The 20794-nt window shown below is 65.2% G+C and carries 17 protein-coding genes and 1 tRNA gene; 13 read left to right on the top strand and 5 right to left on the bottom strand.

The annotated features are described in order from the left end of the window. Window positions 1-16: 16 nt before the first annotated feature. Both queG and QA639_RS00635 read right to left on the bottom strand, forming a co-directional pair. Window positions 17-1207 carry a tRNA epoxyqueuosine(34) reductase QueG gene (gene queG, locus QA639_RS00640; protein ID WP_283088964.1) on the bottom strand — a complete coding sequence of 397 codons (1191 nt, stop codon included), beginning with the start codon at window positions 1205-1207 and terminating at the stop codon, window positions 17-19. Next, entirely contained in the window at window positions 1156-1848 is a 693-nt protein-coding gene (locus QA639_RS00635; RefSeq protein WP_016839974.1) for a glutathione S-transferase family protein, read from the bottom strand. The genes queG and QA639_RS00635 overlap by 52 nt, the downstream gene beginning before the upstream one ends. A gap of 263 nt (window positions 1849-2111) precedes the next feature. Here QA639_RS00635 and QA639_RS00630 point away from each other — a divergent pair, with 263 nt between their 5' ends. Next, window positions 2112-2918: an undecaprenyl-diphosphate phosphatase gene (locus QA639_RS00630; protein ID WP_283088963.1), complete on the top strand. Its 807-nt coding sequence runs from the start codon at window positions 2112-2114 to the stop codon at window positions 2916-2918. Window positions 2919-3061: 143 nt separating this feature from the next. On the opposite strand, the gene QA639_RS00625 is transcribed toward QA639_RS00630, so the two are convergent. Beyond that, window positions 3062-4030 carry a complex I NDUFA9 subunit family protein gene (locus tag QA639_RS00625; RefSeq protein WP_050383471.1) on the bottom strand — a complete coding sequence of 323 codons (969 nt, stop codon included), beginning with the start codon at window positions 4028-4030 and terminating at the stop codon, window positions 3062-3064. A 146-nt stretch (window positions 4031-4176) separates the two neighbouring features. Between QA639_RS00625 and QA639_RS00620 the strand changes: the two genes are divergently transcribed. Then, window positions 4177-4263, top strand: a tRNA-Leu gene (locus QA639_RS00620). An 84-nt stretch (window positions 4264-4347) separates the two neighbouring features. Here the strand turns inward: QA639_RS00620 and QA639_RS00615 are convergent. Then, a complete protein-coding gene (locus QA639_RS00615) occupies window positions 4348-5613 on the bottom strand; it encodes an MFS transporter (protein WP_028337946.1) in 1266 nt (421 codons plus the stop codon). A gap of 439 nt (window positions 5614-6052) precedes the next feature. Here QA639_RS00615 and QA639_RS00610 point away from each other — a divergent pair, with 439 nt between their 5' ends. The 8 genes from QA639_RS00610 (at window position 6053) to ptsN (ending at window position 15948) form a co-directional block, all read left to right on the top strand. Then, window positions 6053-8836, top strand: a complete 2784-nt coding sequence (locus QA639_RS00610) for an autotransporter family protein (RefSeq protein ID WP_283088962.1) — start codon at window positions 6053-6055, stop codon at window positions 8834-8836. Window positions 8837-9051: 215 nt separating this feature from the next. Further along, on the top strand, window positions 9052-9666 hold the full coding sequence (locus tag QA639_RS00605) for a ribonuclease H-like domain-containing protein (protein WP_028337944.1): 615 nt from the start codon (window positions 9052-9054) through the stop codon (window positions 9664-9666). Between the two features lie 154 nt (window positions 9667-9820). After that, entirely contained in the window at window positions 9821-10540 is a 720-nt protein-coding gene (lptC, locus tag QA639_RS00600; RefSeq protein WP_283088961.1) for an LPS export ABC transporter periplasmic protein LptC, read from the top strand. Beyond that, window positions 10537-11268, top strand: coding sequence for an LptA/OstA family protein (locus QA639_RS00595; RefSeq protein ID WP_038378080.1), 732 nt, complete (start codon window positions 10537-10539; stop codon window positions 11266-11268). Before lptC ends, QA639_RS00595 begins: the two co-directional genes overlap by 4 nt. Window positions 11269-11610: 342 nt before the next feature. After that, window positions 11611-12597: an LPS export ABC transporter ATP-binding protein gene (gene lptB / locus QA639_RS00590; protein ID WP_283088960.1), complete on the top strand. Its 987-nt coding sequence runs from the start codon at window positions 11611-11613 to the stop codon at window positions 12595-12597. 205 nt (window positions 12598-12802) lie between these two features. After that, entirely contained in the window at window positions 12803-14470 is a 1668-nt protein-coding gene (rpoN, locus tag QA639_RS00585) for an RNA polymerase factor sigma-54 (RefSeq protein WP_283088959.1), read from the top strand. A 185-nt stretch (window positions 14471-14655) separates the two neighbouring features. After that, entirely contained in the window at window positions 14656-15255 is a 600-nt protein-coding gene (gene hpf, locus QA639_RS00580) for a ribosome hibernation-promoting factor, HPF/YfiA family (RefSeq protein WP_028337939.1), read from the top strand. A 231-nt stretch (window positions 15256-15486) separates the two neighbouring features. Further along, complete coding sequence (gene ptsN / locus QA639_RS00575) at window positions 15487-15948, top strand: PTS IIA-like nitrogen regulatory protein PtsN (RefSeq protein ID WP_016843543.1); 462 nt, start codon at window positions 15487-15489, stop codon at window positions 15946-15948. A 225-nt stretch (window positions 15949-16173) separates the two neighbouring features. Here ptsN and QA639_RS00570 read toward each other — a convergent pair whose 3' ends face one another. After that, complete coding sequence (locus QA639_RS00570; protein ID WP_026192040.1) at window positions 16174-16779, bottom strand: TetR/AcrR family transcriptional regulator; 606 nt, start codon at window positions 16777-16779, stop codon at window positions 16174-16176. A gap of 365 nt (window positions 16780-17144) precedes the next feature. Here QA639_RS00570 and QA639_RS00565 point away from each other — a divergent pair, with 365 nt between their 5' ends. The 3 genes from QA639_RS00565 (at window position 17145) to QA639_RS00555 (ending at window position 20768) form a co-directional block, all read left to right on the top strand. Next, window positions 17145-17948, top strand: a complete 804-nt coding sequence (locus tag QA639_RS00565; RefSeq protein ID WP_050383464.1) for an SDR family NAD(P)-dependent oxidoreductase — start codon at window positions 17145-17147, stop codon at window positions 17946-17948. A 36-nt stretch (window positions 17949-17984) separates the two neighbouring features. Continuing rightward, the gene (locus QA639_RS00560; RefSeq protein ID WP_283088958.1) at window positions 17985-19115 is read left to right on the top strand and encodes a DUF5938 domain-containing protein; all 1131 of its coding nucleotides are present in this window, start codon (window positions 17985-17987) and stop codon (window positions 19113-19115) included. A gap of 123 nt (window positions 19116-19238) precedes the next feature. Next, window positions 19239-20768: an AMP-binding protein gene (locus tag QA639_RS00555; RefSeq protein WP_028337936.1), complete on the top strand. Its 1530-nt coding sequence runs from the start codon at window positions 19239-19241 to the stop codon at window positions 20766-20768. Window positions 20769-20794: the final 26 nt, after the last annotated feature.

Raw genomic sequence — 20794 nt, 5'->3', positions numbered from 1 at the left:
GAATGGCGCGATGAAATCAAGAGGCCGCCGCGGCGCGCCACTCCTGCTGCACCGTGACGTCGGGCTCGCCGCCGGCGCGCGATGCCAGCGCCGCGAACGCATCGCGGGCGATCAGTTGCGACAGCGCCCACACCGCGGCGCCGCGCACCAGCGGGCTCGCATCGTCGAGCAAACGCCGCGCTTCGCCGGCAAGGCTTGCATCGCCGGAGTTGCCGATCGCGATCAGCACATTGCGGATGAAGCGGTCGCGGCCGATGCGCTTGACCGGCGATTTCGTGAACAGCGCGCGAAAAGCGGCATCGTCGAGCCGTGCCAGATCGGCGAGCGCGGGCGCCCGCAACGCATCGCGCGCGGCGAGCTTCTGCTCGCGCCCCGCTTGCGCGAACTTGTTCCACGGACACACCGCGAGGCAATCGTCGCAGCCATAGATGCGGTTGCCGATGCTCTTGCGGAATTCGTGCGGGATCGGGCCCTTGTTCTCGATCGTCAGATACGAGATGCAGCGCCGCGCATCGAGCTTGTAGGGCGCGGGGAACGCCGCGGTCGGGCAGATGTCCTGGCAGGCGCGGCAGCTGCCGCAATGATCGGCCTCGCCAACATCGCGCGGCAGTTCGGTGGCGGAATAGATCGCGCCGAGAAACAGCCACGAGCCGAATTCGCGCGACACGAGGTTGGTGTGCTTGCCCTGCCAGCCGATGCCGGCTGCCTGCGCGAGCGGCTTCTCCATGACAGCGGCGGTGTCGACGAACACCTTCACCTCATCGCCGGTGATCGCGGCGAGCCAGCGCGCCAGAACCTTCAGCCGCTTCTTGATCACGTCGTGATAGTCGTCGCCCTGCGCATAGACCGAGATCGCGCCACGCGACCGGCGCGCAAGGATGTCGAGCGGGTCGTCGTCGGGCCCGTAATTGACGCCGAGCATGATGATCGAGCGCACGCCGCCCCACAGCACGCGCGGATCGGCGCGCCGCTCCGGATTGGCGGCGAGCCAGTCCATGTCGCCATGGCCGCCGGAGCCGAGGAATTCGAGGAAATATTTTCCGGCCTCGCTGGTCGCATCAGGCGTGGTGAAGCCGATGGCATCGAAGCCGAGCGCATGCGCCTCGCGCTGCAGCGCTGCCTTGAGATCGGAAGGGGAGAGCCTGACCGGCGGGTTCAGAAGTCGAGGTCCACATAGGTGCGCGAGGCCGGCACCCCCGCCAGCCATTCGCTGAGCAGCGGGCGGAACGACGGGCGGGACTTCACCCGCGCGTACCACGACTTTGCCGCGTCGTCCTCGCTCCATGGCACGTCGCCCAGATAGTCGATCGCCGAGAGATGCGCTGCGGCGGCGAGGTCCGCGTAGGTCAGGCGGTCACCGGCGAGATAGTTCCGCGTCTTCGCCAGCCAGCCGATATAGCTCAGATGATAGCGCACATTGACCTTGGCGGCGCGCATGATGTCAGGCGCCGGCGGGCCGCCGCCATTGTCCTCGCTCATGAAGCGCTTGTAGATCCGCTCGGTCACCAGCGGGTTGGAGGCTTCCTCGAAGAATTTCTCGTTGAACCACGCCATCAGCCGGCGCACCTCGACGCGCTCGGCCGTCGACGTCGGCAACAGCCGCCGGTCGCCGGCATCGAGGCCGTGCGCCTCGTCGACATATTCGGCGATCACAGGCGCACCCGGAATCGGCGGAAAGCCTTCGGCGATCAGCACCGGCGTGGTGGCCGCCGGATTGAGCGCCAGGAACGCCTCGCGCCGTTCCCACACCCGTTCCTCCACAAGGCGCAAATCGAGCCCATACTCGCCGAGCACGAGCCGAATGAAGCGCGAATGCGGACAGAACGGATGGTGATACAGCGTATACATGAAGCCCTTGGTAGTTTCGCGGCGCTTAAGAAATCATCAACCTGTGCGGCCTGGACCAGTGCTTTGGCCAGACCAGTTCCGGTCGTCTCTATGTCGCGTCAGCACGCAAACCGGTAGCCATCCCCGCAGATGGTGCGGGTCACAAAAACGCTATAGCTCAGCAAATCGGTCGGGTAACCCATTGTTTGACGATTTTTTGCGATTGCGGCCAATGTACGAATAAGCGAGAAGAATCCCGTTTTCCACACAGGGCAGGCCACAACATGATGACGGATATGCTGCGGGCGGTGATTCTCGGCATCGTCGAGGGCGTCACGGAGTTCCTGCCGGTCTCCTCGACAGGCCACCTGCTGCTTGCGGAGCGCTTCTTCAATCTGGGCGAAGGCAATTTCTGGAAGAGCTTTGCGATCCTGATTCAGCTCGGCGCGATCCTCGCGATCCTCGCGCTCTATTTCGTCAAATTGTGGCGCGTGGCGCTTGGCATGTTCACCAATGCCGACGACCGCCGCTTCGTGATCGGCGTGCTGGTGGCGTTCCTGCCCGCGGTCGTGATCGGCCTGATCGCCGGCAAATACATCAAGGAGTTCCTGTTCAATCCGTGGGTGGTCTGCTTCACGCTGATCGTCGGCGGCGCCGTGCTGCTGTGGGTCGATCAGCTCGATCTCAAAGTGTACGAGGACGATGCGACCCGCTTCCCGCTGCTGATGTATTTCTGGATCGGCGTCGCGCAGTGCCTGGCGATGATCCCCGGCGTGTCGCGCTCGGGGGCCAGCATCGTGGCGGCGATGCTGCTCGGCGCCGACAAGCGCTCGGCGGCGGAGTTCTCGTTCTTCCTCGCGATCCCGACCATGGTCGGCGCGTTCGCCTATGATTTCTACAAGAACCGGGCCGACTTCACCTCCGACAATCTCAGCGTGATCGCGGTCGGCTTCGTGGTGTCGTTCATCACGGCGATGATCGTGGTGCGGGCCTTCCTCAACTTCGTCACCCGCCGCGGCTTCACCTTCTTCGCCTGGTGGCGCGTGATCGTCGGCACGCTCGGCCTGATCGCGCTGGCGATGGGAAGGTAAGGCACTCTGTCGTGCCTGCGAAAGCAGGGACCCATAACCACGGCTATTGCGGTCGCGAATAGCCGTGGCCCCAGCGTTCCACACCTCGGACATCGGTGGCTATGGGTCCCGGCCTTCGCCGGGACGACAAGTGGAGAAGCTGCCTACGCGCTCTTCTTCTGGAACTGACCCGTCGCGCGGAAGCGCCAGAGATATTGCGGGGCGATCGCTTCCATCGAATCCGGCGAGATGCCGAGGCCTGCGAAGGTCAGGCCGGCGGCCTTGGCGGCGTCGGACACCACATTGTCCGAACGCAGCATCGCGACCTGGTCCGGCGTCAGCGTGAACGGCCCCGGCGCGAACTGCAGAAAGTACGACTGGAACTTGGCAAGGCCGAACGGCAGCGGCGCCAGCATGCGATCGCGCTGGGTGATCTTGAGGATGATCTGCATCACCTCGCGCATGGTCAGCACTTCCGGCCCGCCGAGCTCGTAAGCTGCGCCCTGCTCCGCCTTGCCGTCCACGGCATGGGCCACGGCGTTCGCGACGTCGCCGACATAGGCCGGCTGCACCGTGTTGACCCCGCCGCCGACCAGCGGCAGCACCGGCGAGATCCGCGCCAGCGCCGCAAAGCGGTTGGTGAACTGATCCTCGGGCCCGAACAGCAGCGACGGCCGCATGATGGTGGCCGACGGCAAGGCCGCCAGCACCGCCGCCTCGCCCTCCGCCTTGGCGCGGAAATAGCTGGAGGGCGAATCCGCGTCGGCCCCGATCGCCGAGACATGGACCATCCGCCCGCCGGCGGCGGCCGCCGCCTTGGCGATGGTCTCGGCGCCCTTCACCTGCACGGCATCGAAGCTCTGCCCGCCGCCCTCGGCCAGGATGCCGACCAGGTTGATGGCGATATGCGAATCACGCATCGCCGCCTCGACCGAGGCCGGGTAGCGCACATTGGCCTGGACGGCATGGATCTGCCCGACACGGCCGAGCGGCTGCAGATGGCCGGCCAGCTCGGGCCGCCGCACCGCGACTCGGATGCGATAATCGCGCTTGCAGAGCGCCCGGACCACGTTCCGCCCCAGAAAACCCGATCCGCCGAAGACCGTGACCAGCGTGTCCAGGTTCGATGCCATGGGGTGATTCCTGTGGGATTCGAGAGCGATTGACGTAGGTTAACCGTCTGGCGATACGCCATCGGCCTTATCCTGTACAGGGTATTTGAATTTCCAATCGCGAATTTGACAAGCGCGCAACCGATCCTTACTAAGCCGCTCCACATGCCCAGGTGGCGGAATTGGTAGACGCGCTGGCTTCAGGTGCCAGTGGCTTAACGGCCGTGAAGGTTCGAGTCCTTTCCTGGGCACCACCCCTCTTTCAAGCGATTGAAATCGCTCGCATTCGTAGGGTCGGTGCGGCGTAGCCGTAATCGGCCGAGGCGGACGCAGTCTCGTTAGACGATCCGCCGTCCCGCACGCCGCGCGATCGGCTTCTGCACAAAGTACATCGCGATCATCGAAATCATCGAGCTCGCCACGACGACATAGCCGATCCGGTCGAAATGCAGCAGCGAGCCGTCCGGATTCTCGGCGACGATCGCGGCTGCCGCCACCGAGCCCAGCCCGCCCGACAGCTGCTGCACCGACGCGGAGATCGCGCTGAATGATCCGCGCTGGCTGGCGTCGGGAATCGCTGACATCAGCGCCTGGGACGGGATCATGCGCGAGAAGATGCCGATGAACATCAGCACATTGACCACGATCGCGGTCAGCAGCGAGACGTGGCCGAGGTTGGTGTAGATCAGCACCATGATCACGGTCACCACACAGCCGAACGCGAAGGTCGGATATTTGCCGAACGCATCGCTGGCGCGGCCGACCAGCGGCCCGATGATGATGCTGAACAGGCCCGAGACGAGATAGATCGTCGGCAGGTGAACGATGTCGATGCCGAGATTATGCACGGTGAAGGCGCTGCCGAACGGCATCAGCATGAAGCCGCCGGTCGCGAGCAGCGTGGTCACCAGGAAGGCCAGCGTGTAGCGCGGCTGCCCCACGGTTGCGATCAGATGGCGGAACGGATTGCTGTCGTGCTGCAGTTTGAGATGGGCGTCGACCGGATGCATCGCGATTGCAATCGCCGCGATCGCGACAATCGACAGGCCGACGATAGCCACGAAGCAGATGTGCCAGTTGAAGTGATTGGCCAGGAACAGGCCGGCCGGGACGCCGAGCACCTGGCTCGCCGCGAATGCCGTCTGCAGGACCCCCATGGCGCGGCCGCGCTGTTGCAGCGGGAACAGGTCGGTGACGATGGCAAGCACGACGGAGCCGATCACCCCGCCGAAAACGCCCGTGACGATGCGGCCGAGCAGCAGCACGTGGAAATTCTGCGCCAGCGCGCAGAGCACGGTGCCGAGCATGAAGCCGACATAGAAGAACAGCAGCAGCCGCTTGCGGTCGAAGCGATCGGCAAAGCCGGCGGCGAGGACGCCGGAAATGCCGGCTGCGAACGCGTAGGCCGAGACCGCGACGCCGAATTGCCCGGCCGTGATGTTCAGCGACGGCATCAGGATGGCGCCGAGCGGCGACATGATGATGAAGTCGAGGATCAGCGTGAATTGCGTGAAGGCAAGCAGCGCGATCAGGAACGATTGGTAGCGCGAAAAGCCGCGCTCCTGCTGGTCGTCGATTGGCGCGGCGATGGTCTGGTCGGACATAAGGCTCGTTTCATTGCAAGGCGGGTTCGGGCCGGCAACAGATAGGGTGGGCGCGGGACGATTTCACGGGGCGCGGGGGCAACAGTTCCATCGAAATCGAAAGTGCGCGGGCGATGGCTGGTCGTGCGAACCACGTCGAGGTTGGCGGGGAAAGGGACCGGCCGGATGCCCGACGCGCGAAGGCAATTGTTTCCGGTTGTATCGAATGAGGGCTGCAACGGGTGAATGCTGTACTCCACAACCCTGGAAGCGTACACACGTCAAGGATGTGAATCATGTTGATGCATCTCATGGTTCCGTCTGTGGCAGTCGTGCAACACCGTCGCTGCAAATCGTTTCAAGCTTGAACGGAGCGGATCAGCGTAGCTGAGAGCGGGGCGGGGGTAGCAGGTGGCGCGAGGCCGTGGGCTCGGATTCGCGCCGGCGTTGGAAGATGGACATGGTTTCATCGCGGCTCGCGGCGATCCTGTCGTGCACGGCTTTAAGTGGCGGTTGCCTGTTGTCCGCTTCGCCGGCGTTGGCCGCCTGCGACAGCCTCGCGCCAGCAAGCGGGCAGACGGTAACCTGCTCGATCGCAGCGCCGAATCCCTCGCCGGCTGGCGTGCAGGCCGCTGCCGGCAGCTCGAACGTCACCGTGAACGTGCTGCAGGGCGCCGGCATCGCGCCGGGCGGCGGAGCGACCGCGATCGGTCTGGTCTCCAGCAGCACCGCCACCAACAACGGCACGCTGACCGTCAGCGGCGGCGGGACCGGCATCTTCGGCAGCGGCGACGGCAATGTCTTCACCAACGGCGCGTCGGGTGTGATCGCGACCTCGGGCGCGGGCAGCAATGCGATCGCCGCCAGTAGCAACGGCAACACGCTGATCAACAACGGCGCGATCACGACTCAGAACGGCACCTCGCGCGGCCTTGCCATCACCGGGCTCACGCAGCACAACAACAACACGCTGGTCAATACCGGGACGATCACCACCCAGGGCCCGCAGTCGCACGGCCTTTTTGTGCAAACCGGCGACAGCAACACCTTCACCAATAGCGGTACCATCACCACGGCCGGCGCAGGCGCGCGTGCGATCTTCTCCGCCGGCCAGTTCGCGAGCATCACCAATACCGGCACGCTGCTGACGACCGGCGGCGATGCGGGCGGCACCGCCAACAACACCGTGTTCATGCAAGGCAATGCGGGCGTGCTGCGCAACAGCGGCACGATCGAGGCGCGCGGCGTCAATGCCGACGGCGTGTTCTCCAACACCGCGGGTTCGTCATTCACCGCCCGCATCGAGAATCTCGCCGGCGGCAAGATCATCAGCCAGGCCGGGCCCGCGATCCGCACGCTCAACGGCGCCACCACCATCGTCAATGCCGGCCTGATCGCCGGCAACAGCGGCACGGCGCTCGCGGGCGGCGGCGGCGCCGTGACGATGATCCTGCAAACCGGCTCGCAGATCGTCGGCCTTGCCGATGGCGGCGGCGGCAACAATCAGGTGCGGCTGCAAGGCAGCGGCACGGCCAACAATGCGTTCGCGCGATTCCAGACGCTGACGATGGAGGGCAGTGACTGGACCTGGGCCGGCACCGGCACCTTCGCCAACACCTTCGTCAACAGCGGCTCGCTGACGCTGCAGACGTCGCTGACCGGCAATGTGTCGATTGCGGCCGGCACCAGCCTGCTGGCGGGCAACGGCGCCAATCCGTCGATCACGCCGTTTCCGGGCGGCCCGCCGATCACCGTCACCAATGCCGGCGTCATCAACCTGACCAATGGCGGCGCCACCGCGGCGAACAGCCTGACCATTGCCGGCAACTACGTCGGCAATGGCGGCGGGCTCTATCTGCGCACCGTGCTCGGCGGCGATGGTTCGCCATCGGATCGCCTCGTCATCTCCGGTGGCAATGCGTCGGGCTCGACCGCGGTGACCGTCACCAATGCCGGTGGCGCGGGCGCATTGACCACCGCCGACGGCATCATGGTGGTGCAGGCCGTCAACGGCGGCACCACGGCTGCGGGCGCATTCGGCCTTTCCAACGCGGTCGTGGCGGGCGCGCACGAATACCTGCTGTTCCGCGGCGGCGTCTCCGCCGGCAGCGCCGACAACTGGTATCTGCGCTCGACATTGTTGCCCGGCACGGCGTCGCCCGCGCCCCCGGCTGCGCCCGCACCGGCGCCGCCGTCATCGCCTGGCGTGGTGCCGCCGCCCGCGGGGCTGCCTGCAGAGGACCTGTCGTCGCTGACGCCGCCGCCGGCAGGCGCCGCGCCGGTCCAGCTCTACCGTGAGGAAGTCGCGGTCTATTCGGCGCTGCCGCAGGTGGCGCAAAAGCTCGGGCTGGCAACGCTCGGCACCTTCCACCAGCGCCAGGGCGATCAGGCGTTGCTGACCAGCAGCGGCGAACAGCCGGCGGCGTGGGCGCGTGCCTATGGCTCGCACAGCTCGCAGAGCTGGGCCGGCACGGTCAGTCCCGCCTTCGACGGCACCATGGCCGGCGTGCAGGTCGGCGTCGATATTCTGCGCTTCCAGTCCGCGCCCGAACATCATGATCGCGCCGGCTTCTTCTATGCCTATGGCTGGGCCAGCGGCACCATCAACGGCTTCGCGCTCGGCAGGAACGACGTCCGCACCGGCACGCTCTCGATCGACAGTCAGAATATCGGCGGCTACTGGACCCATATCGGCCCCTCGGGCTGGTATGTCGACGCCGTGCTGATGGGCAGCTTCTACGGCGCAAGTCCGCAGTCGGATCGCCAGGTCGGCGCGCGCTTGTCGGGCACCGGCGTCGCGGCATCGCTGGAAGCCGGCGTGCCGATCCCGTTGAACCGCTTCCTCGCGATCGAGCCGCAGGCGCAACTGATCTGGCAACGCCAGTCGTTCGACAGCTTCAACGATATCTTCTCCAGCGTCGCGCCCGGCAGCGCCGATACGCTGACCGGCCGGCTGGGCGTGCGCGTCCCTGCGACCTTCATCGCCGGCACCTCCGAACTGCGTCCCTACCTCGAGGCCAATCTCTGGCACACGGCCGCGAACGATCGCAGCATCGCCTTCGCTGCGACCGATTTGATCGGTGTGCAGAGCCGCGGCACCGCGGTCGAGATCGGGGCCGGCTTCGCCGCGCAGCTCAATCACGCGGTCAGCGCCTATGCGAGCATGGGCTACACAACCTCGGTGGACAGCACCCATCGCGAGGACGTCACCGGCCGGCTTGGCCTTCGCGTCAGCTGGCAATAATGGCGCAGGTGTGGGGCGGTGGGCCACCCAAGCCATTGTCTCCGCAGCACAATAGCGCTACACCCTGAGCTATCCGTGCCAGCGGAACAAGCGGCGGCGTTCGGCCCGTTTCGGGCCTGATGCCGGCACGCAACCCGAAGCTTGGGGCACGCTCGCCTGTCGGGGAATTGGACGATAGCCTGTCCCGAGAGCGATTCGACGAGGTTTTTGACAGCATGACCATCCGCCTGCATCGCGGCGACCTGCCCGATCTGTCCCGCTACACCGACTCCGTTGCGATCGACACCGAGACCATGGGATTGCATCCGCACCGCGACCGGCTCTGCGTGGTGCAGATGTCGAACGGCGACGGCACCGCCGACGTGATCCAGATTCCGAAGGGCCACACCGATTCGCCGAACCTGAAGGCGCTGCTCGCCAATCCCAAGATCACCAAGATCTTCCATTTCGCACGGTTCGACGTCGCGGTGCTCTACAACACGTTCGGCGTGATGCCGACGCCGGTCTATTGCACCAAGATCGCCTCGCGCCTGTCGCGCACCTACACCGATCGCCACGGCCTGAAGGATCTGGTGCGCGAGGTGCTGAACGTCGAATTGTCGAAGCAGCAGCAGTCGAGCGACTGGGGCGCGCAAAGCCTCAGCGAGGCTCAGCTCACCTACGCGGCCTCCGACGTGCTGCACCTGCATGCGCTGCGCGACAAGCTGAATGTCATGCTCGCGCGCGAGGGACGGACCGATCTCGCCCAGGCCTGCTTCGACTTCCTTCCCGCCCGCGCCAGGCTCGATCTCGACGGTTGGGAGGCCGAGGACATTTTCGCCCATTCATGATGAGCGCCGAATTCGTCGCGGCCGGGGCAGTTCCGCCCCGTTTCGGCCAAACTGTTCACGCGTGGTCCGGTGCAGGGGCGCGAGGTGAGGTCCGGGCTGCATATTTGGGCGGCTCCGGCTAGAATAGGGGCAGTTTCGCGCCTCTGGAGCTCAGGTGAATTCGGTTCAGAATCCAGCCTATGTCACGGGCCTCGAGGCGCGCTTTGCTGCCGCCGCGCGGCACAGCCGCATGGTGCGGGTCCTGCGCGTAGCGGTTCCCGCGATGGTCGGGCTGGCGATGGCAGTGATCATCTACATCGCGCTGTTCAATCCGTTCCACGACCTGATTCCCAAGCTGCCGCTCGAGATGGATAACCTCGTCGTGTCCGGCACCAAGATCACGATGGAGGCGCCGCATATCGCAGGCTTCTCCAACGACGGACGACCCTATGAAATGTGGGCCAAGGCCGCAATCCAGGACGTCACCGATCCTGACCATGTCGAGCTGAAGACGATCCGCGCCAAGGTGGCGCAGCAGGATCAGTCGACGGTGACGATGGATGCGCGCACCGGCTTCTTCGACAACAAGAAGCAGCTGCTCGACTTGCGCCAGGACATCTTCCTGCAGTCGTCCACCGGCTATGAGGCCAGGCTGACGCAGGCCTTCGTCGACATCAACAAGGGCAACGTGTCGTCGGACGAGCATGTTGACGTCAAGCTGCTCGACGGCACGCTGACCGCCGACAGGCTCCGGATCTACAACAGCGGCGAGCTGGTGCGGTTCGAAGGCAATGTCGTGATGAATCTCGACAAGCTCGGCGACAACAATGCTGCCCCGCCGGCCGAGCCCGCTCCGCCGCCGCCGAAGCCGCGCAAATCCGCCAACACGAAATGATTTTGATGATGAGACGTTTTCCGCACGGCATGGCAATTGCGGCGTTCCTGCTCGCGCTTTTCGCCGCGAGCGCTGCGTTCGCGCAGGGCTCGATGAGCGGCGTGCCCAACGCCATGCAGGGCTTCTCGCAGAACCGCGACCAGCCGATCCAGATCGAGGCTGCTTCGCTGGAAATGCGCGACAAGAAAAAGGAGGCGACCTTCGCCGGCAATGTGAAGGTCGTGCAGGGCGACACCACCATGACGTCGAAGACGCTGGTCGTGTTCTATGAGGATAAATCGACCCAGGCGCCGGCGCCTGCCCCGGCCGGCACCAAGGGGGCAGCCGCCAAGGGCGCCGCGCCGATGCAGACGGCAACCCCGGGCCCCGGCGGCGCCTCCTCGATCAAGCGGCTGGAGGCGAAGGGTAACGTCGTCGTGACCCAGAAGGATCAGGTCGTCACCGGCGAGACCGCGATCTTCGACACCAAGACCAATTTGATCACGATGCTTGGCGGCGGCGGCAGCCAGGTGGTGCTGACCCAGTGCCAGAATGTGCTGCGCGGCGACCGCCTTTTGGTCGACATGACCACCGGCGTCTCGCGCGTCGAAGCCGACAATGGCAAGGTGCAGGGCCTGTTCATCCAGTCGCCGGGCGGACAGAGCGGCAAGTGCGGCACGCCGGCCGCCCCCGGCTCAGCCCCGGCCCCATCGCCGCTGCAGCTGCTTCCGGGCGGCAAGTCCAAGTAAGCCTCACGTAAGGTCAAGCAGAATCAATCAGTTAGATAATATTCTGCGGCCGCGTGGTTGAAGCCGGCGGGGCGAGACTGTATCTACTGCAGCGGCCCGGCCGAACAATGCGCCTCGAGGGGAATTATGTCGGCCGGGACAGGGGCATCCATTCATTCAAGGCGCGGGTGATCGCGCTTTGCCGTGTTGTTCGAGCATGATCTCCGCGCAAACGCGTCCGCTTTTGTCGCGCGGGAAGGCCGGTATTCAGATTTCCGGCTCATGCTTGCGGCTTCGCACGCGAATCGATCGATGCGCAGGCGAGGTCGCGGGATCACCGTGAAAGGCTGAAGCGAAGCGGGGATGGTGGATTTTCTCGGCATGTTCCGGCGGCGCTCTGCGAAACGCAGTACCGGATTTGCGCGCTCGCATGACGACATCACGGCGCTCGGGGATCAGTTCGGCGAGATGCTGACGTCTCCGGTGCGTGATGCGCCGCCGATGGCGCGCGCCGCGTCGGCTCCCGGCGTCGAGCTGCAGCGATCCCAACCGGCAGTAGCGCCCGCGCCGGCGCGTGCGAGGCCGGCCAGGAACAGCGCGCCTGCCGCGCCGCAGCTGATCAAGCGGCCGGGTTATCTGGCTGTGCATAGCGTGGAAAAGAGCTTCGGCAGCCGCCAGGTCGTGCGCGGCGTCAGCATCTATGTGCGCCGTGGCGAAGCGGTAGGCCTGCTCGGGCCCAACGGCGCCGGCAAGACCACCGTGTTCTACATGATCACCGGGCTGATCAAGGCCGATCGCGGCGCGATCGAGCTCGATGGCCACGACGTCACCAAGCTGCCGATGTATCAGCGCGCGCGCCTTGGCATCGGCTATCTGCCGCAGGAAGCCTCGATCTTCCGCGGCCTGTCGGTCGAGCAGAACATCCGCGCGGTGCTCGAGGTGGTCGAGCCCTCGAAGAAGAAGCGCGAGCACGAGCTGGATTCGCTGCTCGACGAGTTCAACATCACGCGGCTGCGCAAGAGCCCGTCGATCGCGTTGTCCGGCGGCGAGCGCCGCCGCGTCGAGATTGCGCGCGCGCTGGCGACGCGCCCCAATTACATGCTGCTCGACGAGCCGTTCGCCGGCATCGACCCGATCGCGGTCGGCGACATCCAGGACCTCGTCCGCCATCTCACCAACCGCGGCATCGGCGTGCTCATCACCGACCACAATGTCCGCGAGACGCTCGGCCTGACCGACCGCGCCTATATCGTCTATGCCGGTGAAATCTTGACTGAGGGAAGCCCGGAGGAGATCGTTAATGATCCCGATGTACGTCGGCTTTACCTTGGCGAGGAATTCCGCCTGTAGCGCATGATCCGCCAAAGTGTGAAGCGCTTTGGCGATAAGATCATGGGCTAATTAAAGAATTTGACGCACGATCGGACGCAAAACCGGGGCGTCCACTTTTGCTGATCGCGCTTATCGCTATTTTCCAATCCGTCAAGCCGTGTACAAGGGCTTCGGACTAATATAAGCAAGAATCGAGCCAACTTTCAGGATCGTTCTTGCCTCCATGGCGCTGACCCAAAGACTAGAGTTCCGCCAGTCGCAGTCGCTGGTGATGACGCCGCAGCTGATGCAGGCGATCAAGCTGCTGCAACTGTCGAACCTGGACCTGTCGGCCTTTGTCGAGGAAGAGCTGGAGCGCAATCCGCTGCTGGAGAGGGCCGCCGACGGACCGGAGCCGCCGGTGGCGGGCGAGCCGGCCATGGAGCGGCCGGACTACGGCGATTCCGACGGTTCCGGCAGCTATGGGGACGATGGCGACGCCTCCGACATGGCCGCAGGCCCGGGCGGCGAGGCCGGCTTCGAGCCCGGCTTCGAGCCCGGCCAGGAGGAATGGCTGAACCGCGACCTCGGCAGCCGCGCCGAGATCGAGCAGACGCTCGATACCCGCCTCGACAACGTGTTTTCCGAGGAGCCGGCGGAAGCGGCGGCGCGCGCCGCGCAGGATGCACCGCCATCGGTCTACACCGAATGGGGCGGCGGCGCCTCCAGCGACGACGAGTACAATCTCGAAGCTTTCGTGGCCGCCGAGCTGACGCTTGCCGACCACCTCGCCGAACAACTCGCGGTGGCGTTCTCGGCGCCGGCGCAGCGCATGATCGGGCAGTATCTGATCGACCTGGTCGACGACGCCGGCTACCTGCCGGCCGATCTCGGCCAGGCCGCCGAGCGGCTCGGTGCGTCGCAGCAAGCGGTCGACGAGGTCGTCGCCGTGCTGCAGAAATTCGATCCGCCGGGCGTGTGCGCGCGAAACCTGAGCGAATGCCTGGCGATCCAGCTGCGCGAGCTCGACCGCTACGATCCCGCGATGCAGGCGCTGGTCGAGCATCTCGACCTGCTCGCCAAGCGTGACATTGCAGGCCTGCGAAAGCTCTGCGGCGTCGACGACGAAGACATCACCGACATGATCGCCGAGATCCGCCGGCTCGACCCGAAGCCCGGACTGAAGTTCGGCGCCGCGCGGACGCAAACCATGGTGCCCGACGTCTATGTACGTCCGGGTCCCGACGGCGGCTGGCATGTCGAGCTCAACAGCGACACTCTGCCGCGCGTGCTGGTCAACCAGACCTATTACGCTGAGCTGTCGAAGACGATCCGCAAGGACGGTGACAAGTCGTACTTCACCGATTGCCTGCAGAATGCGACCTGGCTGGTCCGCGCGCTCGATCAGCGCGCCCGCACCATCCTGAAGGTCGCGACCGAAATCGTCCGCCAGCAGGATGGCTTCTTCACTTATGGCGTCGCGCATTTGCGGCCGCTCAATCTGAAGGCGGTCGCGGACGCGATCCAGATGCATGAATCGACGGTGTCGCGCGTCACCGCCAACAAATATATGGCGACCAATCGCGGCAGTTTTGAATTGAAGTATTTTTTCACCGCCTCGATCGCGTCGGCCGACGGCGGCGAGGCGCATTCGGCCGAAGCGGTGCGTCATCACATCAAGCAATTGATCGACGGCGAGGCCCCGTCGGCGATCCTGTCCGACGACACGATCGTGGAACGTTTGCGCGCCTCGGGCATTGATATCGCCCGCCGTACTGTCGCGAAGTATCGCGAGGCGATGCGGATACCATCCTCGGTGCAGCGCCGCCGTGACAAACAGAGCATGCTCGGTAATGCCCTTTCGGCTCCTGCCTCCTCGTCCGACCGGTCGCGCGATACAGCCTCCGTTTAGGTTACTTCTTGAGCGTGACCCCGTTCGGGTACGGACCGGGCCATGCGCTCGTTGCGTTCGCGCCAAATCGGGATAGTCTCAATCTTTCCAGGCCGAGCGTCGTCCAGAAAGGGAGGTAACCGGAAGCCCAGCAAGCATCATGCTCCTGCAAGAGTGATCGAGGCATCCAGCAATTGAGGCATCAAATGACCCTTCGAATCTCGGGAAAGAGCATCAGCATCGGCGAGGCGCTTCGCGCGCGCGTCAGCGAGCGCACCGACGAGGTCCTGCGAAAGTATTTTGATGGCAACTATTCGGGTCACATCACGCTGAGCAAGGATGGCTTCGGCTTCCGAACCGATTGCGCGCTGCATCTGGATTCCGGCATCACGCTGGAAGCCGAATCCAATGCCACCGACGCCTATGCCAGCGCGGACGCCGCGCTTTTGATGATCGAGAAGCGCCTGCGCCGCTACAAGAGCAGGCTCAAGGATCGCTCCGCCCGCAAGACCTATGCCGCGACTGCCGCGCTTGCCGAACTGAACGGCGTCGGGCTCGACGCGCCGAGCTACGTCATCGAGGCGCCCGAGAACGAGGACGAGGTCACCGAATACAGTCCGGTGATCATTGCCGAGGCAACCACCGCGCTGAAGCGGCTGTCGGTCAGCGAAGCCGTGATGGAGCTCGATTTGACCGGCGCCTCCTGCCTGGTGTTCCAGCATGGCGGCAGCGGCCGGTTGAACATCATTTACCGCCGTACGGACGGCAATGTCGGCTGGGTCGATCCGCCGGCGGTGAGCCCCTGAGGATAGTTGGCAGATGGCATTGACGTCCGAAGCCGGCCCTGCTTATGGTCCGCCGCCTCCAGGAACAAGGGGGGCGGAACAGGGTTCGCAGGTGTTGGCACCGCCGATACGTTGGAGTAGAAGCCCTGCCAACCGGACCCGGGCTAAGCCCGCATCCCACCTCATCTTCTTGACGCCGCCGCTGTAAAGCCTATTTCGCAACCTGACGGTCATTCACCTCGGAACGTCCCAATGCCGATTACCGATTTGGTCGCACCCGAGGCGATTCTCCCTGCTTTGAAAGTCATCAGCAAGAAGCAGGCGCTGCAGGAACTCGCCGCGCGTGCCTCCGCTCTGACCGGGCAGAATGAGCGCGCCATCTTCGAGGTGCTGCTGCAGCGCGAGAAGCTCGGCACCACGGCGGTCGGCTATGGCGTCGCCATTCCGCACGGCAAGCTGCCCAAGCTGGAGAAGCTGTTCGGCTTCTTCGCCCGCCTCGAGCGCCCGATCGATTTCGAGGCGATGGACGGCCAGCCGGTCGATCTGATCTTCCTGCTGCTCGCACCGGAAGGCGCCGGCGCCGACCACCTCAAGGCGCTGGCGCGGATCGCCCGCCTGCTGCGCGACCAGGACGTCGCCAAGAAGCTGCGCGCCTCGCGCGACGCCCAGGCGATCTACTCGGTGCTCGCGCTGCCGCCGGCGAGCGCGGCGTAAACGTTCGCATTCGCGGATTCGTTCGCCCAACTTGTTATCAAGACATAGACTGCGCGCCACGCGGTGGCGCACGTCAATGCGCGATCGTTTCAATCTCCGTAGCCCGGATGGAGCGAAGCGCAATCCGGGGAAATCTTGCAACTGGCGAGAATCCCGGATTTGCTGCGCTCCATCCGGGCTACGAAGCTTCATCGGGGCTACGAAGCTGCGTACTTCGCAATTCCCTCAGCAGATCGTCGGCAGCAGACGGCGGACTTCGTCGAGCAGATCGGGGATAGCCTTCTCGTCATTGGCGAGATGCCGGAGCAGCGCGCTCTGGAACAGGCCGTCGAACAGCGCGTACAGCGCAGCCGGTGACGATGCCGGCCGCTTGTTGCCGAGCTCGGCGTAGCGCGTGGCGATGCGCCAGATCATCGCTTCCAGGCTCTTGTCGATCTCGAGCACGTCCTTGCGGAACGCGGGCTCGAACATCGCCTGCGAGCGCAGATCGTACCAGAGCCGATGCATGCGCGCTTCGTTCTCGAGCGTGGCCGCGAGCTTGGCGAGGAAGCCTTCGGTCAATTCGTCGCGGCTGCGTGCTGTCGTCACCACCTCGTCATAGCGCGTCACGCATTTCGCCTTGTAGTGGCGGACGCAGCAGCAGATCAGGTCGAGCTTGTCGCTGAAGTAGTAGTGAAACACGCCGTGCGTGAATGCGGAGTTCTGCGCGATCTCGCGCAGGCTGGTGCGCGCGAAGCCGAGCTCGCCAAGCGTCTCCAGCGCGGCCTCCGCGAGCTCGACGCGCCGCGCGTTGAACTTCTCGTCGCGCAGCGCCTCGGCCGCTACGGCCACGCGTTGGGCCGCTCCTGTCGCTTGCCGCGCCATTCCGTGCCTTTCCTCTGCTTCTTCCCTCTAGCAACTATACCGCGACGACCGCGGCGCGCTCCATCTCTTCACAATCATCCTCTTTGACACTTGTCAAATTCAGACTTGACAAGTGTCAAGTTCCTGGACGAGGGTTGGCGAAATAATTTGGACAACCGTCAAGACGGCTGACCAATCGACGAACCAGGAGGAAATGCACCGCCGGGGCGCGCCAACGCCGCGCCCTGCCGACGTCGGCCGCGATCACCATTGCGCTCCAAATGCGCAGGCCCCGGCCCGCGCTGCCTCTGTCAGCACCACCATCAATCGGCAAGCAAAGGGAGGACTACGTCATGAGTGGGAAGAGCCTTGAAGGCAGGAAAGCCCTGGTCACCGGCGGCGCCCGGGGTATTGGCGCGGCGATCGCGCAGGCATTGGCGCGGTCCGGCGCCGCCGTCATGATCGGAGATATCCTCGATGACGCCGGCAAGGCCAGTGCTGCCGAGATCGCCAAGTCGGGGGTGAAGACCGGCTTCGCCAGGCTCGACGTCACCGACGATGCGCAATGGGAGCGCGCCGCCGCCGCGACGGTCGAAACCCTCGGCGGCTTCGACATCCTGATCAACAATGCCGGCATCGAGATCACCTCGCTGGTCGCCGACATCAAGGCCGAGGACGCGCGCCGCATGTGCGACGTCAACATCGTCGGCACCGTGCTCGGCATGAAGCACGCCTTCCGCGCGATGCGGCCGGGCGGCGCCGCGGGCAAGGGCGGCGCGGTCGTCAACATCGCTTCGGTCGCGGCGACGATCGCCTTCCCGAGCATCGCGGTCTATTCCGGCACCAAATCCGCGGTCGACCGCATGACGCGGGTCGGCGCGATGGAGGCCGGCAAGCTCGGCTATGGCGTGCGCGTCAACTGCATCTATCCCGGCCTGATCCCGACCGACATGGGCCTGCAGCTTGCCAATGACATCGTGAAGATCGGTCTCGCGCCCGACGTCAACGCCGCCGTCGGTTCGGTGGTGGAGCAGACGCCGCTCGGCAAGCTCGCGGAGGTGTCCGACATCGCCGACGCTGCCGTGTTCCTGTGCTCGAACGATGCGCGCTTCATCACCGGCATCGGCCTGCCGGTCGATGGCGGCATGGGCATGTAGCAACAAAGCCGACAACAAGCATTTCGGAGGATCGCAATGAGCGAGAAGAAGCCCGTCATCGTCTATGGCGCTTCCGGCTATACCGGCCGGCTGGTCTGCGAATATCTGCGCGAGTACAACATCCCCTTCATCGCCGCCGGCCGCAGCGCCGAGAAGCTCAACGCCGCGATGAAGTCGAACGTGGCCGGCATCGAGACCGCCGACTATGAGGTCGTGTCGGTGCCGCACACCGTGGCCGCACTGACCGAATTGTTCAAGGGCGCCTCGGTGGTGCTCAACACCGTGGGCCCCTTCGCCAAGTTCGGAGGCGAGGTGGTACAGGCCTGCCTGGCTGCCAAGTGCCACTATACGGATACGACCGGCGAGCAGGACTGGCTGATCACGCTCGAACATGAGTTTGGCACGAGGTTCGCCAATGCCGGCCTGCTGCTGGCGCCGGGCATCGCGCAGATGTACACCACCGGCGAGATCGCCGCGCAGCTGTGCCTGGAAACGCCCGGCCTCGACACGCTCGACATCGCCGTGTTCTGGGGCGGCAGCCCGACCATCGCCTCGACGCAGACCATCCTGGTCAACGCCGCGATGGCCAAGGCCTACTACCTGGAGCAGAACAAGTACGTCGAGCATCAGCCCGATGCCGGCCTCTACAACCTCGCCATCCCCGGCCAGCACGAGCTGGCGCTGGCGCTGCCGTGGGGCGGCACCTCGCACCCGGTGTGGTTCAAGCAGGATCCGCGCGTGGCCAACGTCAAGGTGCTGGGCGGCGTGTTCAATCGGGCGCTGATGCTGGGCGTGCCGCAGATCGTCGCCGCCGCGCTGGAGGCGACCAAGGACATGAAGCCCGACGAGCGCTACGCCGCGCTGGCGCAGACCGCTGCCGGCGTGATGAACACCATGCCGCCGCGCGAGAATCCGCGCGTCAACAAGTCGCTGGATTCGGTGTATGCCTCCGGCCCGCTGGGGCGCGCGCACTGCGTCATCTACGGCAACAGCAACTACAAGCAGACCGGCATGCTGCAGGCCTATGCTGCCGTGCACCTGCTGCAGCAGCCGCCCAAGCGCGTAGGCTTCGCCTCCGGCTGTCAGGCATTCGGCCATCGCGAGCTGCTCGGGCAATTGCGCAGCTTCGGCCTGGTCGGCAAGCCGGTCCTGACCGTGCATGATTGAGCTTGAGCCCCGATCGGATCGGGGCTCAACACTCCGTTCCCTGAAGCGTTTTCGTTTTGCTCGAAAACGCACCTTCGCGGGTGACGCACTAGCGCGTCACCCGCCTCTTACGCGAGACCTGCCATGCGCTTCATCGATTATCTCGACAAGGGTGCCTCGCTCGGCGCCGACGCGCCATGCCTCACCATGGACGGGCGCGACCTCAGCTACGGCGAGGTGCAGCGGCTGAGCTACCGGATCGCGCGCGGGCTCGACCGGTCGGGCATCGCTCCCGGCGAGAAGGTCGCGATCCTGTCCGGCAACGATCCGCTCGCTTTCGCCTGCGTGTTCGGCATCTCGCGCGCGGCTGCCGTGTGGTGTCCGATCAATCCGCGCAACGAGGCCGCCGAGAACAAGTTCATTCTCGACCAGTTCGATTGCAGCCTGCTGCTGTTTCATTCGACCTTCGCGCCGATGGCCGAAGCGGTCCGGCAGGACCTGCCCAAGCTGCGCGCGCTGGTCTGTCTCGACGCCGAGCTGCCGTTCGCGCCGTCATTCGACCGCTGGCTCGGCGGGCTCGCCGACGATGTCTATCAGCGCGCCACGATCGACGATCTCGCGATGATCCCGGGCACCGGCGGCACCACCGGCAAGCCGAAGGGCGTGATGCTGTCGGGACGCAACATCGAGGCGATGACCGCGCTGACCCTGATGGGCTATCCGTTCAAGGGCCGTCCGATTTATCTCGCGCTGGCGCCGCTGACGCATGCCGCCGGCGTGCTCTGTTTCCCCATCATGACGCTGGGCGGCCGCGTCGTGATCATGCACCACCCTGACATCGGCGAGTTCCTGGCGCTGATCGAGCGCTACCGCGTCACCCACACCTTCCTGCCGCCGACCGTGATCTACATGCTGCTCGATCATCCCGGGCTCGACGCGGCCGATCGCAGCTCTCTGCAATGTTTCTGGTACGGCGCGGCACCGATCTCGGCGACGCGGCTCGCCGAAGCCCTGAAGCGGATCGGGCCGATGGCGCAGCTGTTCGGCCAGACCGAGGCGCCGATGATGATCTCGATCATGCCGCCCGCCGATCACTACAATCCGGACGGCACCATCGCGATGGAGCGACTCTCGTCGGCTGGGCGGATAGGCCCGCTGGTGCAGGCCGGCATCATGGATGGCGACGGCAAGCTGTTGCCGGCGGGATCGCGCGGCGAGATCGTCGTGCGCGGATCGCTTGTCATGGAAGGCTACTACAAGAACCCCGAGGCCACGCGCGAGGCTTCGGCGCATGGCTGGCACCACACCGGCGATATCGGCTACATCGACGGCGACGGCTACCTGTACATCGTCGATCGCGCCAAGGACATGATCATCACCGGCGGCTTCAACGTGTACTCGATCGAGGTCGAGAACGCGTTGCGTGCCCATGAGGCGGTGCAGGATTGCGCCGTCATCGGATTGCCCGACGACAAATGGGGCGAGCGGATCGTCGCCGTGGTGCAACCGCGCGCCGGCCACACCGTCGATGCGTCCGCGCTGGCCGCCTTCGTCAAGCAGCAGATCGGCAGCATCAAGACGCCGAAGCAGATCGAGGTCTGGGACGATCTCCCGCGTTCCAAGGTCGGCAAGGTGCTGAAGCCGGACATCCGCGCGCGGCTGGTGCAACGCTAAAGCATGATCCGGAAAAGTGCGAAGCG

Source organism: Bradyrhizobium pachyrhizi (assembly GCF_029714545.1).
Classification (GTDB): Bacteria; Pseudomonadota; Alphaproteobacteria; order Rhizobiales; family Xanthobacteraceae; genus Bradyrhizobium; species Bradyrhizobium pachyrhizi.
Note: the sequence above shows the minus strand (reverse complement) of the source record. Positions and strands in the feature narration are given on the sequence as shown.

Coding starts and splice junctions, on each gene's coding strand:
- queG (WP_283088964.1), bottom strand. CDS start 1,207: ATGGCTGGCGGGGGTGCCGGCCTCGCGCACCTATGTGGACCTCGACTT.
- QA639_RS00635 (WP_016839974.1), bottom strand. CDS start 1,848: ATGTATACGCTGTATCACCATCCGTTCTGTCCGCATTCGCGCTTCATT.
- QA639_RS00630 (WP_283088963.1), top strand. CDS start 2,112: ATGATGACGGATATGCTGCGGGCGGTGATTCTCGGCATCGTCGAGGGC.
- QA639_RS00625 (WP_050383471.1), bottom strand. CDS start 4,030: ATGGCATCGAACCTGGACACGCTGGTCACGGTCTTCGGCGGATCGGGT.
- QA639_RS00615 (WP_028337946.1), bottom strand. CDS start 5,613: ATGTCCGACCAGACCATCGCCGCGCCAATCGACGACCAGCAGGAGCGC.
- QA639_RS00610 (WP_283088962.1), top strand. CDS start 6,053: ATGGTTTCATCGCGGCTCGCGGCGATCCTGTCGTGCACGGCTTTAAGT.
- QA639_RS00605 (WP_028337944.1), top strand. CDS start 9,052: ATGACCATCCGCCTGCATCGCGGCGACCTGCCCGATCTGTCCCGCTAC.
- QA639_RS00595 (WP_038378080.1), top strand. CDS start 10,537: ATGATTTTGATGATGAGACGTTTTCCGCACGGCATGGCAATTGCGGCG.
- lptB (WP_283088960.1), top strand. CDS start 11,611: ATGGTGGATTTTCTCGGCATGTTCCGGCGGCGCTCTGCGAAACGCAGT.
- rpoN (WP_283088959.1), top strand. CDS start 12,803: ATGGCGCTGACCCAAAGACTAGAGTTCCGCCAGTCGCAGTCGCTGGTG.
- hpf (WP_028337939.1), top strand. CDS start 14,656: ATGACCCTTCGAATCTCGGGAAAGAGCATCAGCATCGGCGAGGCGCTT.
- ptsN (WP_016843543.1), top strand. CDS start 15,487: ATGCCGATTACCGATTTGGTCGCACCCGAGGCGATTCTCCCTGCTTTG.
- QA639_RS00565 (WP_050383464.1), top strand. CDS start 17,145: ATGAGTGGGAAGAGCCTTGAAGGCAGGAAAGCCCTGGTCACCGGCGGC.
- QA639_RS00560 (WP_283088958.1), top strand. CDS start 17,985: ATGAGCGAGAAGAAGCCCGTCATCGTCTATGGCGCTTCCGGCTATACC.
- QA639_RS00555 (WP_028337936.1), top strand. CDS start 19,239: ATGCGCTTCATCGATTATCTCGACAAGGGTGCCTCGCTCGGCGCCGAC.